Genomic DNA, 19,516 nt, shown 5'->3' on the forward strand with positions numbered 1-19,516 from the left:
TCCGGCGGGACGGATGCATCCTCCACGGAAACGGGGCCGGACGGGAGGCGGATTGTCTGACCCTTCAGCCCGCATCTGGTACGGTACGCCCCGCGATGGCACCCCGAATTCTCGTCGTCGACGACAACCAGGAACTCCTGTCCCTCCTCACCCAGCTCTTCGAGGATGCGGGCTACGAGGTTGTCGGAGCCAACCGTGGAAAGCAGGCCATCGAGGTGGCCAAGGCGAACCCGCCCGCGGCCGCCGTGCTCGATATCCTGCTGCCGGACATGATGGGGTACCACCTCGCGGACTCGCTGCGGAAGGACAACCCCCAGCTCCCGCTCCTCTTCATCACCGGCGTCTTCAAGGGCGGCAAGCACGCCGTGGAGTCGCGCACGAAGTACCAGGCCGCCGGCTACTTCGAGAAGCCCTTCGAGGCCCAGAAGCTCCTGGAGGCGATGACGAAGGTCCTCCCCGCGGAGAAGAAGGCGCCCGCCGCCTCGCTCCAGGACGCCTTCGAGGTGGAGCTGGACATCGACGTGGAGGACGAAGGTCCTCAGGACGTCATGGAGCTCACCGGCCGCATCAAGGTGACGGGCGGCGGCAACATCACCGCGGAAATCCGCGGCGCCAACCTCACCGCCAGCCCCATGCAGAAGGTGCCGGCCACCCAGGTGCGCCCGCCCACCCCGGGCCGGCCGCCGGACCCGGTGCCCGCGGGCGGCGGCGCTCCCGGCAGCCGCCGCGGCGAGCTGAAGGACAACCTGCCCTCGCTGCTCACCGCCTTCTACCTGTCGCGCGAGACGGGCGAGCTGGGCATCCAGAAGGGCAAGGTGAAGAAGGTCGTCTACTTCGAGAAGGGCACCCCGGTGTTCGCCCTCTCCAACCTCCTGGCGGACCGCTTCGGCCAGTTCCTCGTGCGCGTGGGCAAGATCAAGCCCGAGCAGCTCCAGGACGCGTCCGCGGTGGCGGCCCAGACGAACCGCCGCACCGGCGACGTGCTGGTGGAGCGCGGCCTGCTCAAGGACACCGAGCGGCTGTACTACGTGGGCCAGCAGGTGAAGGCCGTCATCTACTCGCTCTTCGCGTGGGATGAAGGCACGTACGTGATGAGCTTCAAGGAGAAGGCCTCCTCGGAGTCCATCAAGCTGGACGTCCACCCGGCCAACCTCATCGTCCGGGGCATCAAGAAGCTCTACAAGCCGGAGCGCCTGCGCCGCCTGCTGCAGCCGGAGGACAGGCTCATCCCCGCCGTGGCCCCGGCCTACCAGCTCAACGAGGTGGAGCTGGAGCGGTGGGAGGCGGAGCTCCTGCCGAAGATTGACGGCAACCGCACCGTGGCGGAGCTGCTGGCCTTCGCCAACCGCCCCGAGCACGTCGTCTACGGCTTCCTGGTGGCGATGATGTCGCTGGGCATCCTGGACAAGCGCTCGTAGCGCCCTCTCCAGCCCGCGGGTGCTCCCCCAACGCGCCGACGGCGCCGCGGGGGAGCTGTTCATCGTCCGCGCTGACGCCGGGCGTCGGCGCGGCGGGTGGAGGACGCGGCTAGTGACAGAGCCCGTCCCAGCGGACGTAGCCGTAGCCGCCGGTGCAGGTGTAGGGCGGGTAGCAGTACAGCTGGCCCCGGACCCAGTAGTCACCATTCGCCCAGAACACCGAGCTGTCCGTATTGAAGTGGTTGCCGTACTGGAGCACGAACACCTTCAGGCTGGAGGTGGACGGGCTCTGGTAGATGCCGAGCTCCCCCCAGCAGACCGAGTAGACGGCCTGCTGGTGGACCTCGCCGGGCTGCTCCTCGGACATGGGCGGCTGCTCGGCCGCGGGCGGCTGCTCCACCTCTGCCGGGGTCTCCTGGGGCGCGCCTCCGCACCCCATTCCGAACAGGGCACCGCCAGCAAGGCACACGAGCATTCGCAGGCTCTTCTTCATCTGGTTTCTTCTCCGTGGGTGTGGGGACGCCGTCACGCAGCGTTCCCGCGGAACGGCGAGGCCGGCGTCGGAGGAGCACGCAGCGGCTCCCCGGACCGATATTGAACCTGGCCCGGAGCGCTGGATCCTCAACGCTTGTAGTTCATGGGCCCGGGCAGGCCGCACACCTGGATGAGCGCCCGCCGCCCCGGCTGGCGCGGCTCAGCCCGCGAGCCGGGAGCCAATCCAGAACAGCCCGAGCGCGCCGGAGCCCAGCGCCACTGCGCGGTGCACCCACGCCACCAGCCCGTCGCCCAGGCGGGACATGCCTTCCGCGAAGAGCAGGCCCACCGCGCCCATCCCCAGGAGGATGCCGAGCGCGAAGCCGGGCAGGTACGTCCACGCGGCCAGGCTCATGCTGCCGCCCATCAGCAGCGGGGGCAGCGCCAGCAGCAGCGAGCGCACACCGCTGATGGCCATGAAGGCGCCGGCCGCGGTGCTCACTGTGTGCACGTGCTCGTGCGGCTCGCGCGAGTGGCCGGGCAGGTGCGGGTGGCCGTGGTTGAGGCTGTGGGGGAACAGCAGTGCCGTCACCGCCAGGGCGACGAGGATGCCGCCGCCGAACACCTCGGCCCAGCGCTCGAATGTCTCGGACAGGCCCACGCCGGCCAGCAGGCACACGGCGGCGATGCCACCCAGCATGGCCGCATGGCCCAGGGCGAAGCGCAGGGCCGTGGCGAGGGCGAGCCGCTTGCGGCCGCCGCCCAGGGTGCCGAGCGTGGCCATGGCGGCGCAGTGGTCCGGCCCCACCGCGTGGAGCAGGCCCTGGGAGAGACCGACCAGGAAGGCGAGGAGGATGGACGACACGACGCGGCACCCTACCCGTGCTTCAATCGGGAGGCCAGCAGGACAGGAGACCCACCCTTCATGAGGATTGCCACCCGACGTCTCACCGCGTTGTCGCTCGTGCTCTGCCTGCACCTGGCCACCGGGTGCGACAAGGGCCCGGAGCAGCTCCAGGCCGCGGAGGCCGACTACAAGGCGCTCGTCGACCGGGGCGTGCCCCCCCGCAACCCGGAGTGGGACGCCGTCATCGCCGCCTTCGAGGCGGTGCCTCGCGACTCGAAGGCGCGGCCCGAGGCGGAGGCGCGGCTCGCCGCCATCCGCACCCTGCGCGGCACGCTGCCCCCGCGCCCCCTGGCGACGCCGGGCGCGACGGGGCCGGGCACCGACGCGGCGGACGTGAAGCGCGCCGCGTGCGAGGCGCTGGCGAAGAAGCTGGGAGAGACGCGCGAGGAGTCGGCCCGCGAGCCCCTGAAGCAGGCGCTGCAGCAGTGCCGCGCGGAGCTCATCAAGTACGAAGCGCACGCCCACCCCGAGGGTGAAGAGGGCTCGGCCCACGCCGGTGAGCCCGCCGCTCCCGTTGATGCGGGCAACCCGCGGTAGCGGACGCCGGAGGGACGACGCTGGACGTTGAGGGCGGCGCCGTTTGTCGTTAATGAAGCGGAATGCCCATGCCCCAAGCAGGTGACCAGGCCCCCGGCTTCCAGCTTCAGGACCAGGACGGCAAGTCCGTGACGCTCTCCCAGCACGCGGGGAAGAACGTCGTCCTCTATTTCTATCCGAAGGACGACACTCCCGGCTGCACCACGGAGGCGTGCAACTTCCGCGACGAGCACTCGGCGCTGGGTGCCGCCGGCGCGGTGGTGCTCGGCGTGTCCGCGGACAGCGTGGACCGCCACCGGAAGTTCGCGTCGAAGTACAGCCTGCCCTTCCCGCTGCTCGCGGACCCCGAGCACAAGGCGCTCGAGGCGTACGGCGTCTGGGGTGAGAAGTCGCTCTACGGCCGCAAGTTCCAGGGCATCACCCGCACCACCTTCCTCATCGGCCCGGACGGCCGCGTGAAGCAGGTGTGGCCCAAGGTGAAGGTGAGCGGCCACGTGGACGAGGTGCTCGCCGCGCTCGGCGCGAAGGGCGGCTCCGGCACGGCTGCTCCCACGAAGAAGGCCGCGTCCGCGAAGACGCCCGCTCCGGCGAAGAAGGCCACGGGTGCCAAGGCCGTGAAGAAAGCTACATCGGCGAAGAAGGTCACCTCGAGCAAGGCGCCCGCGAAGAAGTCCGCCGCGCGCAAGGGCGCCGCGAAGGTTGCTGCCCGCGCGCGTCGCTGAGGCTATACCTGGGCGCGGGCGGCCAGGCGGGCCGCCGTGTAGCCGCCTCGTGGTTCGGACACCCGACGTGCCCAACTCCTCGGGGTGACGGAAAACCGATTGCAGGGACTCGGAGGAGTGGACATGCGCGAGCGGAGTTTTCGGCGGTGGACCCAGGCGGCGGCGCTGGTCGTGGGCGTCGTACTGGGCGCGGGCTGCCGCGGGCTGCCCGAATCAGGCGGCAAGCAGCCCGATGAGAACCGGGGCAATGTCTTCGCCCAGCGTGGCCATCAGCCCGAGGCCATGCGGACCATGGAGGGCGGCGAGCCCCCGAAGGGGCAGCTCGCGCCGTGGACGCTGCCGGCGGACCGTGGCTACAACTCCACGATTCATCAGCTTGGCTCCAGCATCGACCCGCGCACGCCCCAGACGGACGGCAAGCAGAACAACTCCATCCACGATGATGCCGGGAAGATGATGCAGGACCGGTACTCCGGGCTGGGCGGCGCCAGCTACGCGCCCACCTCCCAGGGCCTGGGCGGCGAGGACGGCGCCGAGCAGGGCAACATGGCCCCTCACGCAACGCGTGCGGGCTTCGCGCCGCTGGGCTGGCAGGACCGCAACGACCACAACCGTCGCTGAGTCGGGTCGGCTGGGGGGCGCCTGTCCGCCCCCTCGCCAACTCCCGGCGGACCGGGCGGGTGCCCATCCCTCTGGAAGAGCACAGGGCTCCACCAGAGGAGAGGCATATGCACCCAGGAGGTTTCCGCCGCTGGCTGTTGCTGCCGGGCGCGCTGGCCGCGGTCGCGCTGCTGGGCACGGCCTGTGAGCGCGACAAGCCGCTGCCGAAGACGGGCGGCGAGTACGAAGGCGTCGCGAACGAGCAACAGCCCCTCGAGAGCTTCGGCCCGGCCAATCAGCAACCCGCGTCGCAGCTGGGCGGCAAGCCAGCAACGGGCTCCACCCCACCACCCGCGACGGGGGGCTCGGGCACGAGCAGCCCGCGGGAGCAGCCCTCCACGGACCAGGGCGGCACGCGGCAGTTCGAGGAGCAGGGCGGCCCGGGCAACTCCACGGTGCAGCCGGGCACCGAGCAGGGCCCGCGCAGCCCTCCGAAAGTCGACACGGAAGAGCCGGCGCCGAAAGAGTAGGGCGCCCGCGCCTCAGCGGGATGCCAGCATGACCTCGGTCGGGTCCTTGCCAGCGAAGGAGCTGGCGAGGCCCTCGGCGAGCGCGCGGTGCTCGCTGTCGCCCAGCGTGGCGAGCCGGTCCTCCGCCGGGTGCGCGAAGCGGGCCGCGAGCGCGTCGAGCCGCCGGTGCGCCTCCGTGATTCGCGCGCGCGGGACGCGGCCGGACTCCACCGCCTTCACCAGCGCTTCAATCGCGCGGCGCTGCACGTCCGCGCGGTGGCACACCAGGAACAGGTCCACGCCCGCGAGCGTGCCCTGCACCGTGGCCTCCTCCACGGAGTAGTGGTCCGCGATGGCCTTCATCTCCAGGTCATCACTGACGAGCACGCCGTCGAAGCCCAGCTCCTGGCGCAGCACGCCCTGCAGCACGCGCCGGCTCATGGTGGCGGGCACGCCCGGGTCCAGCGCGTCGAAGAGGACGTGCGCCGTCATCAGCGAGGCCAGCCCCGCCTGGGCGAAGGCGCGGAAGGGCACCAGCTCCACCTTGCGCAGCCGCTCCAAGTCGTGCGGCAGCCGGGGCAGCGTCAGGTGGCTGTCCGTGGTGGTGTCGCCATGGCCGGGGAAGTGCTTCCCGCAGGACGCCACGCCACCGGCCTCCAGCCCGCGCGAGAGCGCCACGCCCAGCCGGCCGACCTCGTCCGCGTCCCGGCTGAAGCTGCGGTCGCCGATGACGGGGTTGCCGGGGTTGGTGTCCACGTCCAGCACCGGCGCGAAGTCCCAGTCGAAGCCCACCGCGCGCAGCTCGTGCGCCAGCAGCCGGCCCACGCGCTCCACCTGGGCCGCGTCCCCGCGCTGTCCCAATTCGCGCATGGGCGGCAGCGTGGTGAAGGGGGCGCCGCGCAGGCGGGCCACGCGGCCTCCCTCCTGGTCCACCGACAGGATGAAGGGCCGGCCGGCGCGCACCTTCAGCTCGCGGCACAGCGCGGCCGTCTCCTGCGCGGTGCCGACGTTGCGCTTGAAGAGGATGGCCCCGTAGATGCCGTCGTCCATCAGCGCGGCGAGGTCGCCGTCGATGCGGGTGCCGGGGAAACCCACCATGAAGAGGCGGGCGCAGTCGCGGTAGAGGGCGGAGGCAGTCACGGCGCGCAGTCTGTCAGAAGGCGGGCCCGGGCTGGGCGCTGGTGTGGAGGCGCCCAGGCGGATGTCGGCTGCCTGTCAGGACGCGGAGCGGTGGAGCACGGACCGGGCTAGGACTCGGAAGGGGACCCGGCGAGCCGGAGGACGGTCTTCATGAGCTGGTCCAGGGTGAAGGGCTTGGGCAGGAAGGCGGCGCAGCGCAGGTGCCGCCAGTGCTCCGGGGTGCTCGCGCTCATCATCACCACGGGCACGTCCCTCAGGGAGTCATTCCCCAGCATCGCCTCCAGCAGCGTGGGGCCGTTCATCACCGGCATCATGTAGTCGAGCAGCACCAGGCTCGGACGCTCCTCCGCCATGCGCTCGAGGGCCTCCCGGCCGTTGAGCGCGATGGCCGTCCGGTACCCCTCGTCGGTCAGCAGGTCCCGGATGGCCTCGACGATGCCGAACTCATCGTCGACGATGAGGATGAGCCCCATGGCTACTTTCCCCGGCGTCCACGCGGGCGCGGGGCCGGCGCGGTCACGCGGGCCAGGCCTGTCATGAGCTGCTGGGCATCCTCGAAGGTTGCTCCCACCTCCATCCCCTTCGCGCTGATGAGCAACTCGCGAAGGGCCGGGTCGAACCCGCTGCCGCGCACCTTCAGCGCGCAGATGAAGCGGCGCAGCTCGGAGCGCAGCTCCGCCAGGCGCAGGAAGAGGAGGTTCTCCGCCACCATGGAGATGCCCCGCATCGGGAACTCCACCTGCGGGCCGAAGGCGGTCGTCGTCTCCACCGTGTAGACCAGCGTCACCCCACGCACGCGGCACTCGTTGACCAGCGCAGTGAGGAAGCGGGCCGAGCGGCTGGGCCGGACGGCGGCCTTCTGGAGCGCGTCATAGCCGTCCAGGAAGAGCCGCTTCACCCCGCGCTCGCGGATGGCCTCCAGCAGCTGCATGCCCAGCTTGTCGAGGATGTTCTCCATGGGCGCCCGGAAGCTCACCTCCAGGTCCCCTCGCGCGAGGAACGGCGCCAGCTTCATCCCGACTCCGGCCGTCTGCAGCAGCATCCGCTCGGGGGAGTCGTAGAAGGAGAAGTAGTGGCCGCGCTCGCCCTTGCGGACGCCTTCCGCGAGGAAGTTCAGCCCGAGCAGCGTCTTCCCGCTGCCGGGAGGGCCGAGCAGCAGCGTCGCCGAGCCGGCGGGAAGGCCGCCGGACAGCATCTTGTCCAGGCCCTTGATGCCGAAGGCGCTGCGCGCGTTGCTCAGCGGGAGCGGGGTCGCCCCCTCGTCCACCAGCGTCTCCAACCGGGGGTAGAGGACGATGCCGTCATTCGTGATTTCGAAGCTGTGCTTGCCGAGCAGGTGGGCGCTTCCGCGGAACTTGCGGACGACCAGCTCGCGGATGCTCCGGGCGCCGAACATCCGCTGCTTCAGGATGAGCAGCCCGTCCACCATGGTGTGCTCGGCGCGCAGGCCGCGCCCACCGCCCGTGGTGAGCACCAGCGTGGTGCAGCCCACCAGGTTCGTCACCACCTGCAGCCCGTGGATGAACTTCTTGAGGGCCTGCGGCGACGGCGCCGCCTCCTCCGCCGCCACCAGCCCGTCGAGCACGATGAGCGTGGCCTTCTGGGCGCGAATCTCCTTGCGGATGAGCTCGGCCAGGGCCTCCAGCCCGCCCTGCTCCAGCACGGTGAAGGCACTCAGGTAGGTGACGGACTCGGGGAGTCGGGAGCTGTCGAAGAAGCTGAGCGAGCGGAGGTTGGCGACCAGCTCCGTGTGGGACTCGGCCAGCAGCGTGACGTAGAGCACGCGTCCGCCGTCGGCGGCATGGTGGAAGCAGACCTGGTTGGCGAGGATGGTCTTCCCCGCTCCCGGCAGGCCCATCACCATATAGGTGCGGCCCGGCCGGAAACCCCCGCGGAGGACCGTGTCGAGGCCGGGGATTCCCGTCTGGAGCCGTTCCTCGCCGCGTGGACTGCTGTCGGTCATCTCGCGTTCCCTTCGTGGGGCCGGCCCGCCGCGCCCCTGCTGGAGGCGGCGAGCCTATCGCCCGGGACTCCAGGGGGACACGGATTCCAGCGGGCCGCCGGCCTTCATCGTCCACCGGCGGCCACTCACGCCAGGGATTAGAAGGCGCGCTGCACGGTGCGCGTGGCACCGCCCGCGGGGCCGGCGCCGAGCGCGACGCGGTACCAGCTCACGCCGTCCGTGGAGTAGCGGAAGGCGTACGCGTACTGCGCCCACGTCGTGTACGCGAGCGGCTCCGAGGCCAGGTCCCAGCGCCAGCGTTGGTTGTTGCCCACGCGGCCCTGGTAGCTCAGCCACTTGTACTGGAGCGGACCGCCGTCGACGCTGAACTCCACCTGCGCCTGGACGAGCTCCGGCCGCGCGGTGGCGGCGTCCGTCACGCCGGGCACGTACACGTCCGCGTCCACCCACTTGCAGGCGCGCTGCATGACGTAGCTGTCGATGACGATGGGGTCCTCCATCCCGTCGCGGTGCACGCAGTCGCGCGAGAGGCTGCCGCCCCAGTCACCGGCCCACCCCACCGCCGCGGGGGACTGCGCCTCCACGGGGAAGGGATAGTTGGCGCCATAGTTGCTGTCGTAGCGGCTCTGGCAGGTGCGGCCAGAGGTGAAGAACCACGTCTCCACGCTCGTGGCGTCCGAGGGCACCGTCACCACGAAGGGCTTGTTCACGAAGGTGGTGCTGCCGGTGGCCTGCTTCACGCTGCCGGAGAAGAGCTGGCCGCTCGGCAGGAAGCGCACGTAGGCCAGCGTGTCCCACGCCTGCTGGCCGGCGTAGGTGCTGTTGTGGCAGTCGGTCATCCGGTAGAGGTCGTAGTCCACCACCAGCTGGCCGCCGCGGACGATGGCGCCGCGCTGCTCCTGCGTCCAGCCGGTGAAGAAGCGCACCGTGGCGGTGGGCGTGGTGAGCGGGGCGGCCTGCGTCTCGGCGGCCGGGTCGGCCGGTGCGTGCTCCGGCTGCGGCGGGCTGCCACACGCCGCGAGCAGCGGCAGCACGAGGGCCAGGGACTTCCATGCGGGCTTCATTCGGGAATCCTCCAAAGTAGGGGGGAATCCGCATCTACCAGGAGTTCCTGACGTGTGTTGAGGGCCCGCTCCCGGCCCGGGTCGCCCCCGCCCCGGACCTCCCTGCTGTTCTGTGATGATCTGGAATTGCGCGATACGCCTTTTATTCGAGCTCACTTCGTGAGGTGCTCCGGGGTCCCCCTCACGGAGGTCTCATGCACCTTTCATCCAGAAAAGGCTGGGCGCTCGCGGCGGTCTGCGCGGTGTTGCTCGGCGCGAGCGGTGACGCGCTCGCCAACGCGGGCGTCGTCTTCGTCCATGGCACCGGCGACCAGTCCCCGAGCTCGGCGGTGGGCTACTGGACGCAGTCGTCCATCGACACCATGCGCAACGGCCGGCCCTACCTCGTCGTGGGCTATCCCGGCGCGAGCTGCCCGGGCTACAGCCAGTGCAGCTGGGGCGCCATCGTCGACCAGATTGTCCCGTGGGTGAATGCCAACGGCATCACCAGCTTCACCGTCATCACCCACTCCAACGGCTCCAGCCCGCTGCGGTACATGCTGGGCCACACCGGCGCGGTGAGCGCGCAGGGCCGTGCCGTCAGCCTGGTGACGAGCAAGATTTCGCAGGTCATCTTCTCCGCGCCGGACCTGACGGGCACGCCGCTGGCGGACCAGGTGACGACGAGCGGCTCGTTCCTCAACATCGCCAACAGCGTCGTCGAGTTCTTCGGCGGTGGCAGCTACAACAACCCGGCGGTGGTGCAGCAGCGCACGGACAACATGCGCGTGTACAACTCCAACGGGACGTTCGCCGGCACCCTGGGCGCGACGACGGTGGGCGGCAAGCCCATCTCCGTGGTGCGCGGCAACCGCGTGTACGCGAACCTGTTCTCCAGTGATGCGCACTGCGGCGGCTACCTGACCACGATTGGCCTCAAGGCGGCGTCGCTGCTCGGCTGGGGCAGCTTCAGCGCGGCCACGGACGGCTTCATCGGCACCGACAGCTCGGGCTACTTCGGCAACATCATCATCGACGACAGCCGGCTCAACCACAATCAGTCGCGCCGCAGCTGCCACAACAGCGGCAACCTCATCGGCCAGAAGGTGGCCTCCGCGCCCATTCCTCCACCGGCGAACCAGACGTACACGCCGGAGACGAACGTGGCCGCCGCGGGCCAGGCCTGCAACAACTACTACTCGGGCTACGCGACGGACTTCATGACCAACCACACCGTGTGGAAGTACGGGTGCTCGGCCAGCCAGCTCAACAACGGCTACCCGGAGCCGGACTGCCTCATCGCCTACGGCTACGCGAGCAGCTACAAAATCCCCAGCACCGCGAGCTGGAATCCCTATCTCAATTCCTATTACTACCCGACGTGGAGCCAGGTGTGCCCCGACTCGTGGGCGGGCGACGGCATCTGCGACGCGTGCCTCGTGGCGAAGTACGGCTTCGACGCCACCACCGGCTCCACCGGTGCGAATGACTGTGCGCAGGCGCCGCCGGGTGGCTCGAACTGGTGCGGTGCGCTCGCGTACGACTACTACTGGGGCCTCGACAACTACGTCGTCGTCCAGGCGCTTCACTGATGCGGACCCGGAGACCGAACATGAACTTCCCTCACTGCTTCGTCAGGTCCGCTGGTTTCGCGCTGGCCTTCGTCATCCTCGGTGGTTTCACGCAGGGCTCCGCCATGGCCGCGGACATGCAACGCACCACCGGCGCCTCGCTCGCGCCGGGGGACGTGTCTCCCGGACGGCTGTTCGGCCGCGACGCGCGCGAGGGCATTGGCCCCGGGCTCGTCTCGGTGTCCAACCCGTCATCGCCCAAGCAGCCGCTGGCGGCGCCGCTCGCGCCGGAGACGCGGCGCTCGAAGTCCACGATGCTGCACGTGCCTCCGGGCTCGGCGGCCACGCAGCTCGTGCTGCCCATCGACACGCCGGATGACGCGTGGGTGATGCTGATTCCCAAGGGCAACAACCCCAAGGCCGGCGAGGAGGCGCTGCGCGAGGTGACGATGCTGGACGCGAAGGGCCTCCGCGCGGACCTGAAGGCGGCGCGTCAGGGCAACGCGCAGCTGGGCGTGGACCCGGAGAAGCTGAAGGCCGAGGGCGTCACCCGGCCCATCTCCATGCTCCGCCTGGACAAGGAGATGGGGCGCGGCGGCTACCTGGTGCAGGTGGGCCGCAAGGCCGCGGAGCTGGGTCTGGCCGTGGAGGTGCGCCTGCCGTCGTCCAGCATCGAGCTGTCGCTCACGTCCTCCGCGATGCAGCTGTTCCCCGGGGACGACGGCTACGTGACGGTGGGCCTCCAGTCGGGCGAGAAGGTGGACCACGTGCGCTACGAGGCCGTGCTCTACACGCCGCGCTTCGAGAAGGACCGCGTGGTGCCGGTGGTGAAGGTGGGCAAGGAGCACCGGGCCATGGTGTCGCGGGTGCTGAACGAGAGGGACGAGCCGGGCGCCTGGGTGCTGGAGGTGCGCGCGGTGGGCTCGGCGGGTGGGCAGTCCTTCGACCGCCTGGCGCAGACGTCCTTCGGCTTCGCGGTGCCGACGGCGCGTATCGACTCGGTGGGGCGCGCGCGGCTGGTGCGTGACGCGGCCGGGAAGGTAGCGGCGCTGGAGGTGGACGTCGCGCTGGAGAGCGCGGCGGTGGACCGGTACGAGGTGACGGGCACGCTGGTGGCGACGGACGCGCACGGCGTGGAGCGTCCGGTGGCCGAGGCGCAGGTGACGGACCAGCTCGGCGCGGGCACGCACACGCTGACGCTGCGCTTCGAGGCGGGGCATGCCGGCCTGTCGAAGCTGGACGGCGTCTACTCGCTGCGCGGGCTGCAGCTGTACTCGCTGGGGACGAACACGCTGTACCACCGGCTGAACCAGGGGCTCGGCGTACGCTTCCCGGCGGTGCGAGTGGCAGACCTCGCGGCGGCGGAGCGGACGCCCGCCATCGACAACCTGCTGCGCGAGGGTGAGCTCAACTTCGTGCCATAGTCGTGGGCGCCGGGGGCCCGTTCACACGGGCCCCCGCGCTCCGTTCGTCAGCACCCACTTCCCACACCCCGAGCAGGAGGCTTCAGAACATGCGTCAATTCTTCGTGATGGCTTCACTGGTGTTCGTGACCGCGTGCGGTGGCCCGCCCAACGAGCAGACTGCTACCGAGCCGTCCGTATCCGAGGAGGCACCGACGTCGGGGAGCGCCACGGCGGACGACGTGAGCGCCGCGTCCGTGACGCCGGGCCCCGGGAGCTGTGGGCTGCTCCCGCCTCGGGAGTGCTTCTGCGCCCAGTACAAGACGGCCGCGACGTGCAACGCGAGCGGCGCCTGCGTCTGGAACTACAACTGCCAGCCGACGTACGAGTAGCCCGTCCTCAGCGCTCAGCGAGGTCGGCGCTCTGCAGGTACTCGGACGCCTCGACAATCGACGCCGCGGTCCAGCCCCAGTTGTGTCCGCGGCCGTTTTCTTCGCAGTCGCCGTCGGTGTGGACGCCCACCAGGTGGCCTTGGCGGTTGAGCACGCCGGCGCCGGAGCTGCCGACCAGGGTGTCCAGGTCCGTGTAGTAGATGAGCTGGTTGCACGAGTCCAGGTACCGGCCCTCGGCGATGACCTTGGGATGGCCCCGGGGATGCTGGACGATGGCCAGCTTCGCGCTGGCCTGGGTCGTCAGCAGGAGCGGCGTGACGGCGGGCAGCGTGTCGAGCTTGATGAGCGCATAGTCGGGTTCGAGCGATTGCTCGATGACAGTGCCCTCGGCCATCAGCTCGTCACCGTCCGGCGCGTCCTCGAAGTTGAAGAGCACCAGCGACCGGTCGCCGACGCCGACACAGTGGCCCGCGGTCACCACCACCGGGCCCGCGAGCGCTTGAATCAGCGTTCCGGTGCAGCGCCCGTCAATCAGGGCGACGGCGTCTTCCTTCTCCTGCGCGACGTCCGCGAACTCACCCAGGTAGAAATTGATGGGGGTGAAGTCTTGCGTCGGACCGCACTGGACCTGGCCGCGAACCTCTGGCTTCGCCGGAGCTTCGCAGACCGGGGGATCCGCGGGCACCGGCTCTTCTCCACAGGCCAGGATGCCCAGGAGGACGGTGCCCGCGAGGATCTGGCCCCACGGACTCATGAATGGACCATGGGGCCGCTGAGTCATCGCTTAGTAGAGGTAGTTCAGCGCCGTGATGTCAGAGCTGGTCCACTCGCCAGTCTCCGTCGAGCGGAAGCAGGCGTTCATGATGGAGCCGCCCACGGTCGCCGTGCTCGGCGTGCCGGGGATGAGGTTGGCGCCCACGCCGGCCGTGCCCTCGTTGGAGGCGGCGCCGCCGCAGCTGATGGCGCGGTTGTAGTAGTCCGAGTGACGGAAGCCGATGGTGTGGCCCAGCTCGTGGGTGATGACGTGCTCGTTCACGTCAACGCTGTAGCTGTTCAGGCCGGTGCCGATGTTGATGGTCCCGTAGGGCTTGCCGCCCGAGGGGAAGCCCGCGGAGCCGCCGGTGCCGGAGCTGGCATTCGCGGTGATGTTCGCGGTGCAGCCCGTGCCGCCGCGCTGGAAGGTGATGCGCAGGCCCCGGCCGTTGTAGTTGGCAATGGCCAGGTCGAGACCCTGGCTCAGGCGGGTGTAGCTGTTGAAGGCGGAGGTGGGGTTGACGCAGATCTTCGTCACGGACGTGCCGACGAGGTTGTTGGTGCTGTACTGCTCGTGGCCACCCGGGCCCGAGATCATCTCGCGGGACGCCTCGAGCGTCACGTGCGCGTCGTTGCCCACGTACACGTTGCCGTCGACAACGCGGATGTCGTCGGCCTGGTAACCGGCCTCGATCAGGTTGGCGGTGATCTCCTCGTTCTCGCCCATGGCATCACCGCAGCCGGCCAGCACGCCACAGCTCACCGCGAGGACAGCAGCTCCCTTGAACATGTTCTTGAGCATTTGGATTTCCTCGTACACCTGACTGCGGGGGGACGCGTCGTCCGCCTGGCTTCCACCAGCCACGGCACGGCGCTTCCCAGAACTTGAGCAAGTGACGGGCCAAGCACGCTCATAGAGTGAAAAAGCTGAAATCGAAGCTTTACCTGGACTGCCTGTGCTCCAGGTCCCGACGCCGCATTTGTAAATAGACATGACGTTCGCGGTCGCAAGCCCGCGCCGCTGCTACGAATTCCTCGTGGAATCACGGGGCGTTGCGGAACCACACAGTGATGTCTGGTTATCGGTCACCGGCCCCGGGGTCTCAGACACCCCGAGCCAGGTTGAGCGCGACTCACCGACAGCACCGCACCCGGGCGGGGTGCGTCATCTCCTCACGACGCACCGCAGCCGGATGAATTCATTCTCGGCGCATCGCGCCAGGAGTTTCGTGGGGACGGGCGAGTGCTGGGGATGAATGCACTCCCGGTGTATCCCGTCTCCCATGCAAATGCGCCAATTCCCACTCCCCATTGCCGCGCTGCTGGGCGCGGCCCTGTCGTTCCTCCCGGGCTGCGAGAGCACGAAGTCGAGCAGCCCCTCTCCGTCCGACTCGCAGACGCAGGAGTCCGCTCCCATGCAGGCCGCTGACGCCTGGAAGCGCGCCCGCGTGGGCGACCGCGTCACCTATGCCTTCTCGGCGACGCAGGGCACCGAGCCCCGCGGCGGCGGCACCGCGCGCACGCTCGGCGGTCAGCTGACGCTGGAGGTGGTGGCCGTGCAGCAGCCCTGGGTCTGGGTGCGCGTGGCCTTCACCGACGAGGCCGGGCGGCCCCTGGCGCAGCCGCGGCTGGCGAAGGACCTGCTCCTTCCCGTGCGCGCGGACACGACGCGCCCGCTCGACGTGCCCCATGGGGGCCAGGCCACCGCCGAGAATGCCTCCAGCGCGGGCCGCACCTGGGAGGCGCTGCGCTACGTCAGCGACCAGCGCCCCGTGGACGGCCCCCTGCGCACGCGCGTGTACGCCAACACGCCGGGCCCGCTCTACCTCACCCACGGCCTGCTCGAGGCGAGCACCGAGGCGGCCGGCTTCCACACCCCGGGCGGCTTCACGGTGACGCTGCGCGAGTTCCGCGAGGGCACGGCCGACGCCAACGCCCCCGTGCCCGCGCTGGAGCGGCCCCTGGGGCCGGGCGCGTACTACGACCTGCGCGTGGACGTGGGCCCCACGCCTGGCGTGCAGCGCGTGTGCTTCACCGCCGAGCGCGGCTACGTCCTGCGCACCGAGGCCCCCGTGGACGGCGCTACCGGCGCGCCCTGCTCGGACTTCTCCCAGGCGGAGCCGGAGCCCCTGGAGGAGCTGCTGATGAACCTGCCCTGGAATGCGCTGTCCTCGATGGAGGGGCCTCCGACCGCCGCCGCGTCCGCAATCCGTGGCACCTTCACCGCGGAGGCCGGCACCGTGCCCGCCCTCATCACGCAGAGCACCGAGGACGCGGATGGCACCCAGCTCGTCCTCTCGGAGACCTACGCGGCCGACCCGTGGGCCCCGGGGCTCGCGGGCCTGCCGTATGAGGCGCGCTTCCAGCCGCTCTCCGGCAGCAGCGAGCGCGTCGCCACCGGTGGCAAGCGCGAGCCCCAGGGCGGCACGCGGCTCGTGCGTTGGGGCTCGTGGCTCGCGGGCCAGAAGTAGCGCCAGGCCCCAGGGGTCGTGCGCCGGGCGGGGGTAGGGGCCGTGCCCTCGCTCTCGGGGCATGACTCCCCCCGAGCGCCGGGGGGGCCGCGGCCCTTATGCTGCTGGCGCGATGAGCGGACCTCCTCCTTCCGATGAAGACGTCGCCCACCCTGGCGAGGAGGGCGTGACGGAGCCCGCCGCTCCGCCAGTCCGGCGGGGACTCCAGGAGCGACGCCCCAGCGCACCCGACGCCTCGCCCCCTCCCGGGGGCACCGGGCTCGTGCTGGAGCGAGGCACCCACGTCGAGCGCTACCTCATCCTCAATCCCGTGGGGCAGGGCGGCATGGGCGTGGTCTACGCCGCCCATGATCCGGAGCTGGACCGCAAGGTGGCCCTCAAGCTGTTGCGCCCGGACAAGGCCCGCCCCGGCGACCCGGATGAAGCGGCCGGGCTGCTGCGCGAGGCCCAGGCCATGGCTCGCATCTCCCACCCCAACGTCATCACCGTGCATGACGTGGGGACGGTGGGCGGCGGTGTCTTCATCGCCATGGAGTTCATCCAGGGCCAGAATCTCCACGAGTGGGCCCGCCAGAAGCCGCCTCCCTCGCCTCAGGAGGTGCTGCGCGTGTTCCTCCAGGCGGGGCAGGGCCTGCTCGCCGCGCACCGGGTGGGGCTGGTGCACCGGGACTTCAAGCCCGCCAACGTCCTCATGGGCCGCAACGGCCGCGTCTGCGTGACGGACTTCGGACTGGCCCGGCTCACGCCCCTTTCCCACGAGGACGAAGCGACACGACTCGACGAGGAGGCGCTGTCGGTCCGGGCGGGAAGCCTCCAGTCCGCCACGCCGCTGACGCAGCCGGGGCTCGTGATGGGCACTCCCCACTTCATGCCGCCCGAGCAGTACCTGGGCCGCGGCGTGGACGCACGCGCGGACCAGTTCAGCTTCTGCGCTTCACTGTTCTGGGCGCTGTATCGCAAGCACGCCGTGGAGCCCCGGCGCATGGTCGAAGCGGCCACCCAGGCGGTTCAACACCAGGGCAAGGCGCCCCCTGGCACGGAGGCCTGGCGGCTGCTGCCTCATGGCACCGCGAAGGTGCCTCCCGCGGAGCCCCGCGTCTCCGCCCGGGTGCGGAACGCGCTGATGCGGGGCCTGTCCCTGCACCCGGAGGACCGCTTCCCTTCCATGGAGGCCCTGCTGGAGGAGCTCGCCTGGGAGCAGCGGCGGAGCAACCGCCGTGGAGCCCTGGCGGCCCTGGGCCTGCTGACGGCGGCCACGGCGGGCCTGGGCCTGTACCTCCACCGCCAGAGCCAGGTGTGCGCGGGGGCGGACTCCCTCGTGGCTTCTGTATGGGGGCCCGGGGCGCGACAGAAGCTGGAGGCCGCCTTCGGCGCCACGGGCAAGCCCTTCGCCACGGAGAGCGCCCACGGGGTGACGCGGCTGCTGGATGCCTATGCCGGCCGGTGGGCCCGCCTGCACACCGAGGCCTGCGAGGCCACCCGCGTGCGCGGCGAGCAGACGGAGGAATTGCTGTCGTTGCGCATGGTGTGTCTGGAGCGTCGCCGCAAGAGCCTGGGCGCGCTGGTGGACCTGCTCACCAGCGCGGATGGCAAGGTGGTGGAGCGCGCCGTGGATGCCGCCTCCGCGCTCCCGGGACTCGAGGAGTGCCGCGACATCGAGTCCCTGGCCGAGCAGCCCGCGCTGCCCGCCGACCCCTTGCGCCGCGCCGCCCTCGAGCAACTCGGCGGGCAGCTCGCCCAGGTCCGCGCGCTGCTCGATGCGGGCCGCTATGCCCAGGGGCTGGAGCTGGCGCACAAGCTGGAGCCCCAGGCGGCCCTCACCGCCTGGCGCCCGCTCCAGGCCGAGCTGAGCTACCTGCTGGCCTGGCTGCTTCACCAGCAGGGCGAAGCGGAGGAGAGCCTGCGCCAGTTCGAGCATGCCCTCCAGGGTGCCGAGGCGAGCCGCGCGGACCGGCAGCGCCTGGAGGTGCTCACCCGCTTCACCTACGCGCTGGCCAACAACGGCCATCCGGAGGAAGCGCGCCGGTGGGGCGACCTGGCGCGAGGCGTGCTCGAGCGGGTGGGCAGCGAGCCGCTCGCGGCCTTCGACCTGAACGTGAACCTGGGCTACACCGCCCTCTTCGGCGGGCGCTACCAGGAGGCGTGGGACTCCTTCTCCAAGGCCCGCGCGCTGGAAGGGACGCTCGCGCCGGAGGACCCGCGCCGGGCCAAGGTGAGCCACGCCCTGGGCCTGGCGGCGCTGCGCCTGGGAGACCTTCCCAATGCCATCGCCATGCTCAGCGAGTCGCTGCGGCGCACGGAGGAACTCAAGGGACCTCAGCACCCCGAGGTCGCCATCCGCCGGAGCATGCTGGCCACGGCGTACCGGGAGAGCGGCGAGCCTGAGCAGGCGCTGGAGTACGCCCGGACGGCGCTCGCGGTCCGCCAGGCCGCGCTCGGGCCGGAGCACCCTTCCACGGCGGACGACCTGGACGAACTGGGCGAGTGCTTCCTCCAGCTGAAGCGCCATGACGAGGCCCTGAAGTCCTTCCGCGAGGCCGAGGCGCTCAAGCGGCGGGTGCTCGGGGCGGAGCACCCCGACCTCTCCTATTCGCTGGATGGCGTGGGCAAGACGCTGCTGGCCCAGGGCCACCCCGCCGAGGCCATCGGGCCGCTACGGCAGGCGCTCTCCTACGAGAACACGGACCCGGAGGCGCTCGCGCAGACGGGCTTCACCCTGGCCCAGGCGCTGTGGGCCGCGGGCCAGCAGCCGGAGCAGGCCCGCGCGGAGGCGCGGCGGGCCCGGGAGCGCTACACGGCGCTGGGCCAGCAGAAGCAGGCGGCGGACATCAGCGCCTGGCTCGAGGCACGGAAGGAGCGCCCTGTTCCCCAGAGCGCCCCCGACCGTTCCATGCCGCACTGAGCGGGCGCGACGACTACACCCGGATGCCGTCGTTGTGGCGCGCGTTGAAGATGCTGATGCTGGCCTCGCGCTGCAGCTGCCGGAGCTGGTTGTACTCCGCCTCGTCAATCGTCCCGTCGGCCATCGCCTTGCCCTTGGCCTCCGCGACGCGGGTCTGCTGCTCCATCAGGGAGCCGGCCTCGCCGGCGCTGACGGAGCCGTCACCGATGCCCTTCTGGATGCGGTTGCGCTGGCCGGTCTGGTGGCCTTCGATGTTGGAGCCGCGCTGCTCGGGCGCGACGGGGGCCTCGGACCCGTTGTGCCGCTGCTCGAAGATGTCGCGGCTGGCCTCCCGCTGCATCTTCCGCAGCTCCTTGCGCTCCTTCTTGTCAATCTTGCCATCGGCCATGGCGCGGTCCTTCGCTTCCGCGATCTGCGCCTGCTTCGCCTTCAGGCCGCTGGCCTCCTCGGAGGTGAGGGAGCCGTCAGCGATGCCCTTCTGGATGCGGTTGGCCTGGTTGCCCTGGCGGGTGGCGAAGGAGGAACGCTGGGCGTGGGAAGCAGCGGAGGAGCCGACAGAGGAGGAGCCGATGGCGCGCATGGGGGTTTGCCTTTCAGGTTCGCAGCGTCCGGAGGAGCGCTGTTGTGTGTGCCCATGCCTATTGCGAGGGGCATGCCACACACCCGCCGGGCTTGCGGCACAAGGTGCGCTCGTCTCTTCAGGGGTTTAGC

Annotated in this window: 19 protein-coding genes; 10 read left to right on the top strand and 9 right to left on the bottom strand. The window is 70.6% G+C overall.

Features of this window, described 5'->3' with window-relative positions; genetic code table 11:
- Positions 1-95: 95 nt before the first annotated feature.
- Positions 96-1,418 (top strand): response regulator, encoded by a 1,323-nt coding sequence (locus G4D86_RS16665; protein ID WP_163994806.1) that lies wholly within the window; start codon positions 96-98, stop codon positions 1,416-1,418.
- Positions 1,419-1,527: 109 nt separating this feature from the next.
- Here the strand turns inward: G4D86_RS16665 and G4D86_RS16670 are convergent, their stop codons facing one another.
- Both G4D86_RS16670 and G4D86_RS16675 read right to left on the bottom strand, forming a co-directional pair.
- Complete coding sequence (locus G4D86_RS16670; RefSeq protein WP_163994808.1) at positions 1,528-1,911, bottom strand: hypothetical protein; 384 nt, start codon at positions 1,909-1,911, stop codon at positions 1,528-1,530.
- A gap of 201 nt (positions 1,912-2,112) precedes the next feature.
- A complete protein-coding gene (locus G4D86_RS16675; RefSeq protein WP_163994810.1) occupies positions 2,113-2,757 on the bottom strand; it encodes a hypothetical protein in 645 nt (214 codons plus the stop codon).
- A 60-nt stretch (positions 2,758-2,817) separates the two neighbouring features.
- Here G4D86_RS16675 and G4D86_RS16680 point away from each other — a divergent pair, with 60 nt between their 5' ends.
- From G4D86_RS16680 to G4D86_RS16695, 4 genes are all read left to right on the top strand, one after another.
- A complete protein-coding gene (locus G4D86_RS16680; RefSeq protein WP_205519597.1) occupies positions 2,818-3,336 on the top strand; it encodes a hypothetical protein in 519 nt (172 codons plus the stop codon).
- 68 nt (positions 3,337-3,404) lie between these two features.
- A complete protein-coding gene (gene bcp, locus G4D86_RS16685; protein ID WP_275899116.1) occupies positions 3,405-4,058 on the top strand; it encodes a thioredoxin-dependent thiol peroxidase in 654 nt (217 codons plus the stop codon).
- A 123-nt stretch (positions 4,059-4,181) separates the two neighbouring features.
- Entirely contained in the window at positions 4,182-4,679 is a 498-nt protein-coding gene (locus G4D86_RS16690; RefSeq protein WP_163994814.1) for a hypothetical protein, read from the top strand.
- Positions 4,680-4,786: 107 nt separating this feature from the next.
- On the top strand, positions 4,787-5,188 hold the full coding sequence (locus tag G4D86_RS16695) for a hypothetical protein (protein WP_163994816.1): 402 nt from the start codon (positions 4,787-4,789) through the stop codon (positions 5,186-5,188).
- Between the two features lie 12 nt (positions 5,189-5,200).
- Here G4D86_RS16695 and nagZ read toward each other — a convergent pair whose 3' ends face one another.
- The 4 genes from nagZ to G4D86_RS16715 form a co-directional block, all read right to left on the bottom strand.
- On the bottom strand, positions 5,201-6,265 hold the full coding sequence (gene nagZ, locus G4D86_RS16700; RefSeq protein ID WP_163995147.1) for a beta-N-acetylhexosaminidase: 1,065 nt from the start codon (positions 6,263-6,265) through the stop codon (positions 5,201-5,203).
- 149 nt (positions 6,266-6,414) lie between these two features.
- Complete coding sequence (locus G4D86_RS16705; RefSeq protein ID WP_163994818.1) at positions 6,415-6,780, bottom strand: response regulator; 366 nt, start codon at positions 6,778-6,780, stop codon at positions 6,415-6,417.
- Between the two features lie 2 nt (positions 6,781-6,782).
- Positions 6,783-8,270: an ATPase domain-containing protein gene (locus G4D86_RS16710; RefSeq protein ID WP_163994820.1), complete on the bottom strand. Its 1,488-nt coding sequence runs from the start codon at positions 8,268-8,270 to the stop codon at positions 6,783-6,785.
- A gap of 137 nt (positions 8,271-8,407) precedes the next feature.
- Complete coding sequence (locus tag G4D86_RS16715) at positions 8,408-9,334, bottom strand: DUF6209 family protein (protein WP_163994822.1); 927 nt, start codon at positions 9,332-9,334, stop codon at positions 8,408-8,410.
- A 194-nt stretch (positions 9,335-9,528) separates the two neighbouring features.
- Between G4D86_RS16715 and G4D86_RS16720 the strand changes: the two genes are divergently transcribed.
- From G4D86_RS16720 to G4D86_RS16730, 3 genes are all read left to right on the top strand, one after another.
- Entirely contained in the window at positions 9,529-10,905 is a 1,377-nt protein-coding gene (locus G4D86_RS16720; RefSeq protein WP_163994824.1) for a hypothetical protein, read from the top strand.
- A 20-nt stretch (positions 10,906-10,925) separates the two neighbouring features.
- The gene (locus G4D86_RS16725) at positions 10,926-12,308 is read left to right on the top strand and encodes a DUF4785 family immunoglobulin-like domain-containing protein (RefSeq protein ID WP_163994826.1); all 1,383 of its coding nucleotides are present in this window, start codon (positions 10,926-10,928) and stop codon (positions 12,306-12,308) included.
- A gap of 89 nt (positions 12,309-12,397) precedes the next feature.
- Positions 12,398-12,679 carry a hypothetical protein gene (locus G4D86_RS16730; RefSeq protein ID WP_163994828.1) on the top strand — a complete coding sequence of 94 codons (282 nt, stop codon included), beginning with the start codon at positions 12,398-12,400 and terminating at the stop codon, positions 12,677-12,679.
- A gap of 7 nt (positions 12,680-12,686) precedes the next feature.
- Here G4D86_RS16730 and G4D86_RS16735 read toward each other — a convergent pair whose 3' ends face one another.
- Positions 12,687-13,433, bottom strand: coding sequence for a trypsin-like serine peptidase (locus G4D86_RS16735; RefSeq protein ID WP_240360294.1), 747 nt, complete (start codon positions 13,431-13,433; stop codon positions 12,687-12,689).
- 30 nt (positions 13,434-13,463) lie between these two features.
- Positions 13,464-14,222, bottom strand: a complete 759-nt coding sequence (locus G4D86_RS16740) for a zinc-dependent metalloprotease (protein WP_163995148.1) — start codon at positions 14,220-14,222, stop codon at positions 13,464-13,466.
- A gap of 493 nt (positions 14,223-14,715) precedes the next feature.
- On the opposite strand from G4D86_RS16740, the gene G4D86_RS16745 reads away from it, so the two are divergent.
- On the top strand, positions 14,716-15,903 hold the full coding sequence (locus G4D86_RS16745; protein ID WP_163994832.1) for a DUF6068 family protein: 1,188 nt from the start codon (positions 14,716-14,718) through the stop codon (positions 15,901-15,903).
- Between the two features lie 166 nt (positions 15,904-16,069).
- Positions 16,070-18,805 carry a serine/threonine-protein kinase gene (locus G4D86_RS16750; protein WP_240360295.1) on the top strand — a complete coding sequence of 912 codons (2,736 nt, stop codon included), beginning with the start codon at positions 16,070-16,072 and terminating at the stop codon, positions 18,803-18,805.
- Positions 18,806-18,818: 13 nt separating this feature from the next.
- On the opposite strand, the gene G4D86_RS16755 is transcribed toward G4D86_RS16750, so the two are convergent.
- Positions 18,819-19,385 carry a hypothetical protein gene (locus G4D86_RS16755; RefSeq protein ID WP_163994836.1) on the bottom strand — a complete coding sequence of 189 codons (567 nt, stop codon included), beginning with the start codon at positions 19,383-19,385 and terminating at the stop codon, positions 18,819-18,821.
- Positions 19,386-19,516: the final 131 nt, after the last annotated feature.

Source organism: Pyxidicoccus caerfyrddinensis, assembly GCF_010894405.1.
Classification (GTDB): domain Bacteria; phylum Myxococcota; class Myxococcia; order Myxococcales; family Myxococcaceae; genus Myxococcus; species Myxococcus caerfyrddinensis.

Coding starts and splice junctions, on each gene's coding strand:
- G4D86_RS16710 (WP_163994820.1), bottom strand. CDS start 8,270: ATGACCGACAGCAGTCCACGCGGCGAGGAACGGCTCCAGACGGGAATC.
- G4D86_RS16665 (WP_163994806.1), top strand. CDS start 96: ATGGCACCCCGAATTCTCGTCGTCGACGACAACCAGGAACTCCTGTCC.
- G4D86_RS16705 (WP_163994818.1), bottom strand. CDS start 6,780: ATGGGGCTCATCCTCATCGTCGACGATGAGTTCGGCATCGTCGAGGCC.
- G4D86_RS16735 (WP_240360294.1), bottom strand. CDS start 13,433: ATGAGTCCGTGGGGCCAGATCCTCGCGGGCACCGTCCTCCTGGGCATC.
- G4D86_RS16755 (WP_163994836.1), bottom strand. CDS start 19,385: ATGCGCGCCATCGGCTCCTCCTCTGTCGGCTCCTCCGCTGCTTCCCAC.
- G4D86_RS16715 (WP_163994822.1), bottom strand. CDS start 9,334: ATGAAGCCCGCATGGAAGTCCCTGGCCCTCGTGCTGCCGCTGCTCGCG.
- G4D86_RS16690 (WP_163994814.1), top strand. CDS start 4,182: ATGCGCGAGCGGAGTTTTCGGCGGTGGACCCAGGCGGCGGCGCTGGTC.
- G4D86_RS16670 (WP_163994808.1), bottom strand. CDS start 1,911: ATGAAGAAGAGCCTGCGAATGCTCGTGTGCCTTGCTGGCGGTGCCCTG.
- G4D86_RS16725 (WP_163994826.1), top strand. CDS start 10,926: ATGAACTTCCCTCACTGCTTCGTCAGGTCCGCTGGTTTCGCGCTGGCC.
- G4D86_RS16745 (WP_163994832.1), top strand. CDS start 14,716: ATGCAAATGCGCCAATTCCCACTCCCCATTGCCGCGCTGCTGGGCGCG.
- G4D86_RS16730 (WP_163994828.1), top strand. CDS start 12,398: ATGCGTCAATTCTTCGTGATGGCTTCACTGGTGTTCGTGACCGCGTGC.
- G4D86_RS16695 (WP_163994816.1), top strand. CDS start 4,787: ATGCACCCAGGAGGTTTCCGCCGCTGGCTGTTGCTGCCGGGCGCGCTG.
- G4D86_RS16740 (WP_163995148.1), bottom strand. CDS start 14,222: ATGTTCAAGGGAGCTGCTGTCCTCGCGGTGAGCTGTGGCGTGCTGGCC.
- bcp (WP_275899116.1), top strand. CDS start 3,405: ATGCCCCAAGCAGGTGACCAGGCCCCCGGCTTCCAGCTTCAGGACCAG.
- nagZ (WP_163995147.1), bottom strand. CDS start 6,265: ATGGTGGGTTTCCCCGGCACCCGCATCGACGGCGACCTCGCCGCGCTG.
- G4D86_RS16680 (WP_205519597.1), top strand. CDS start 2,818: ATGAGGATTGCCACCCGACGTCTCACCGCGTTGTCGCTCGTGCTCTGC.
- G4D86_RS16720 (WP_163994824.1), top strand. CDS start 9,529: ATGCACCTTTCATCCAGAAAAGGCTGGGCGCTCGCGGCGGTCTGCGCG.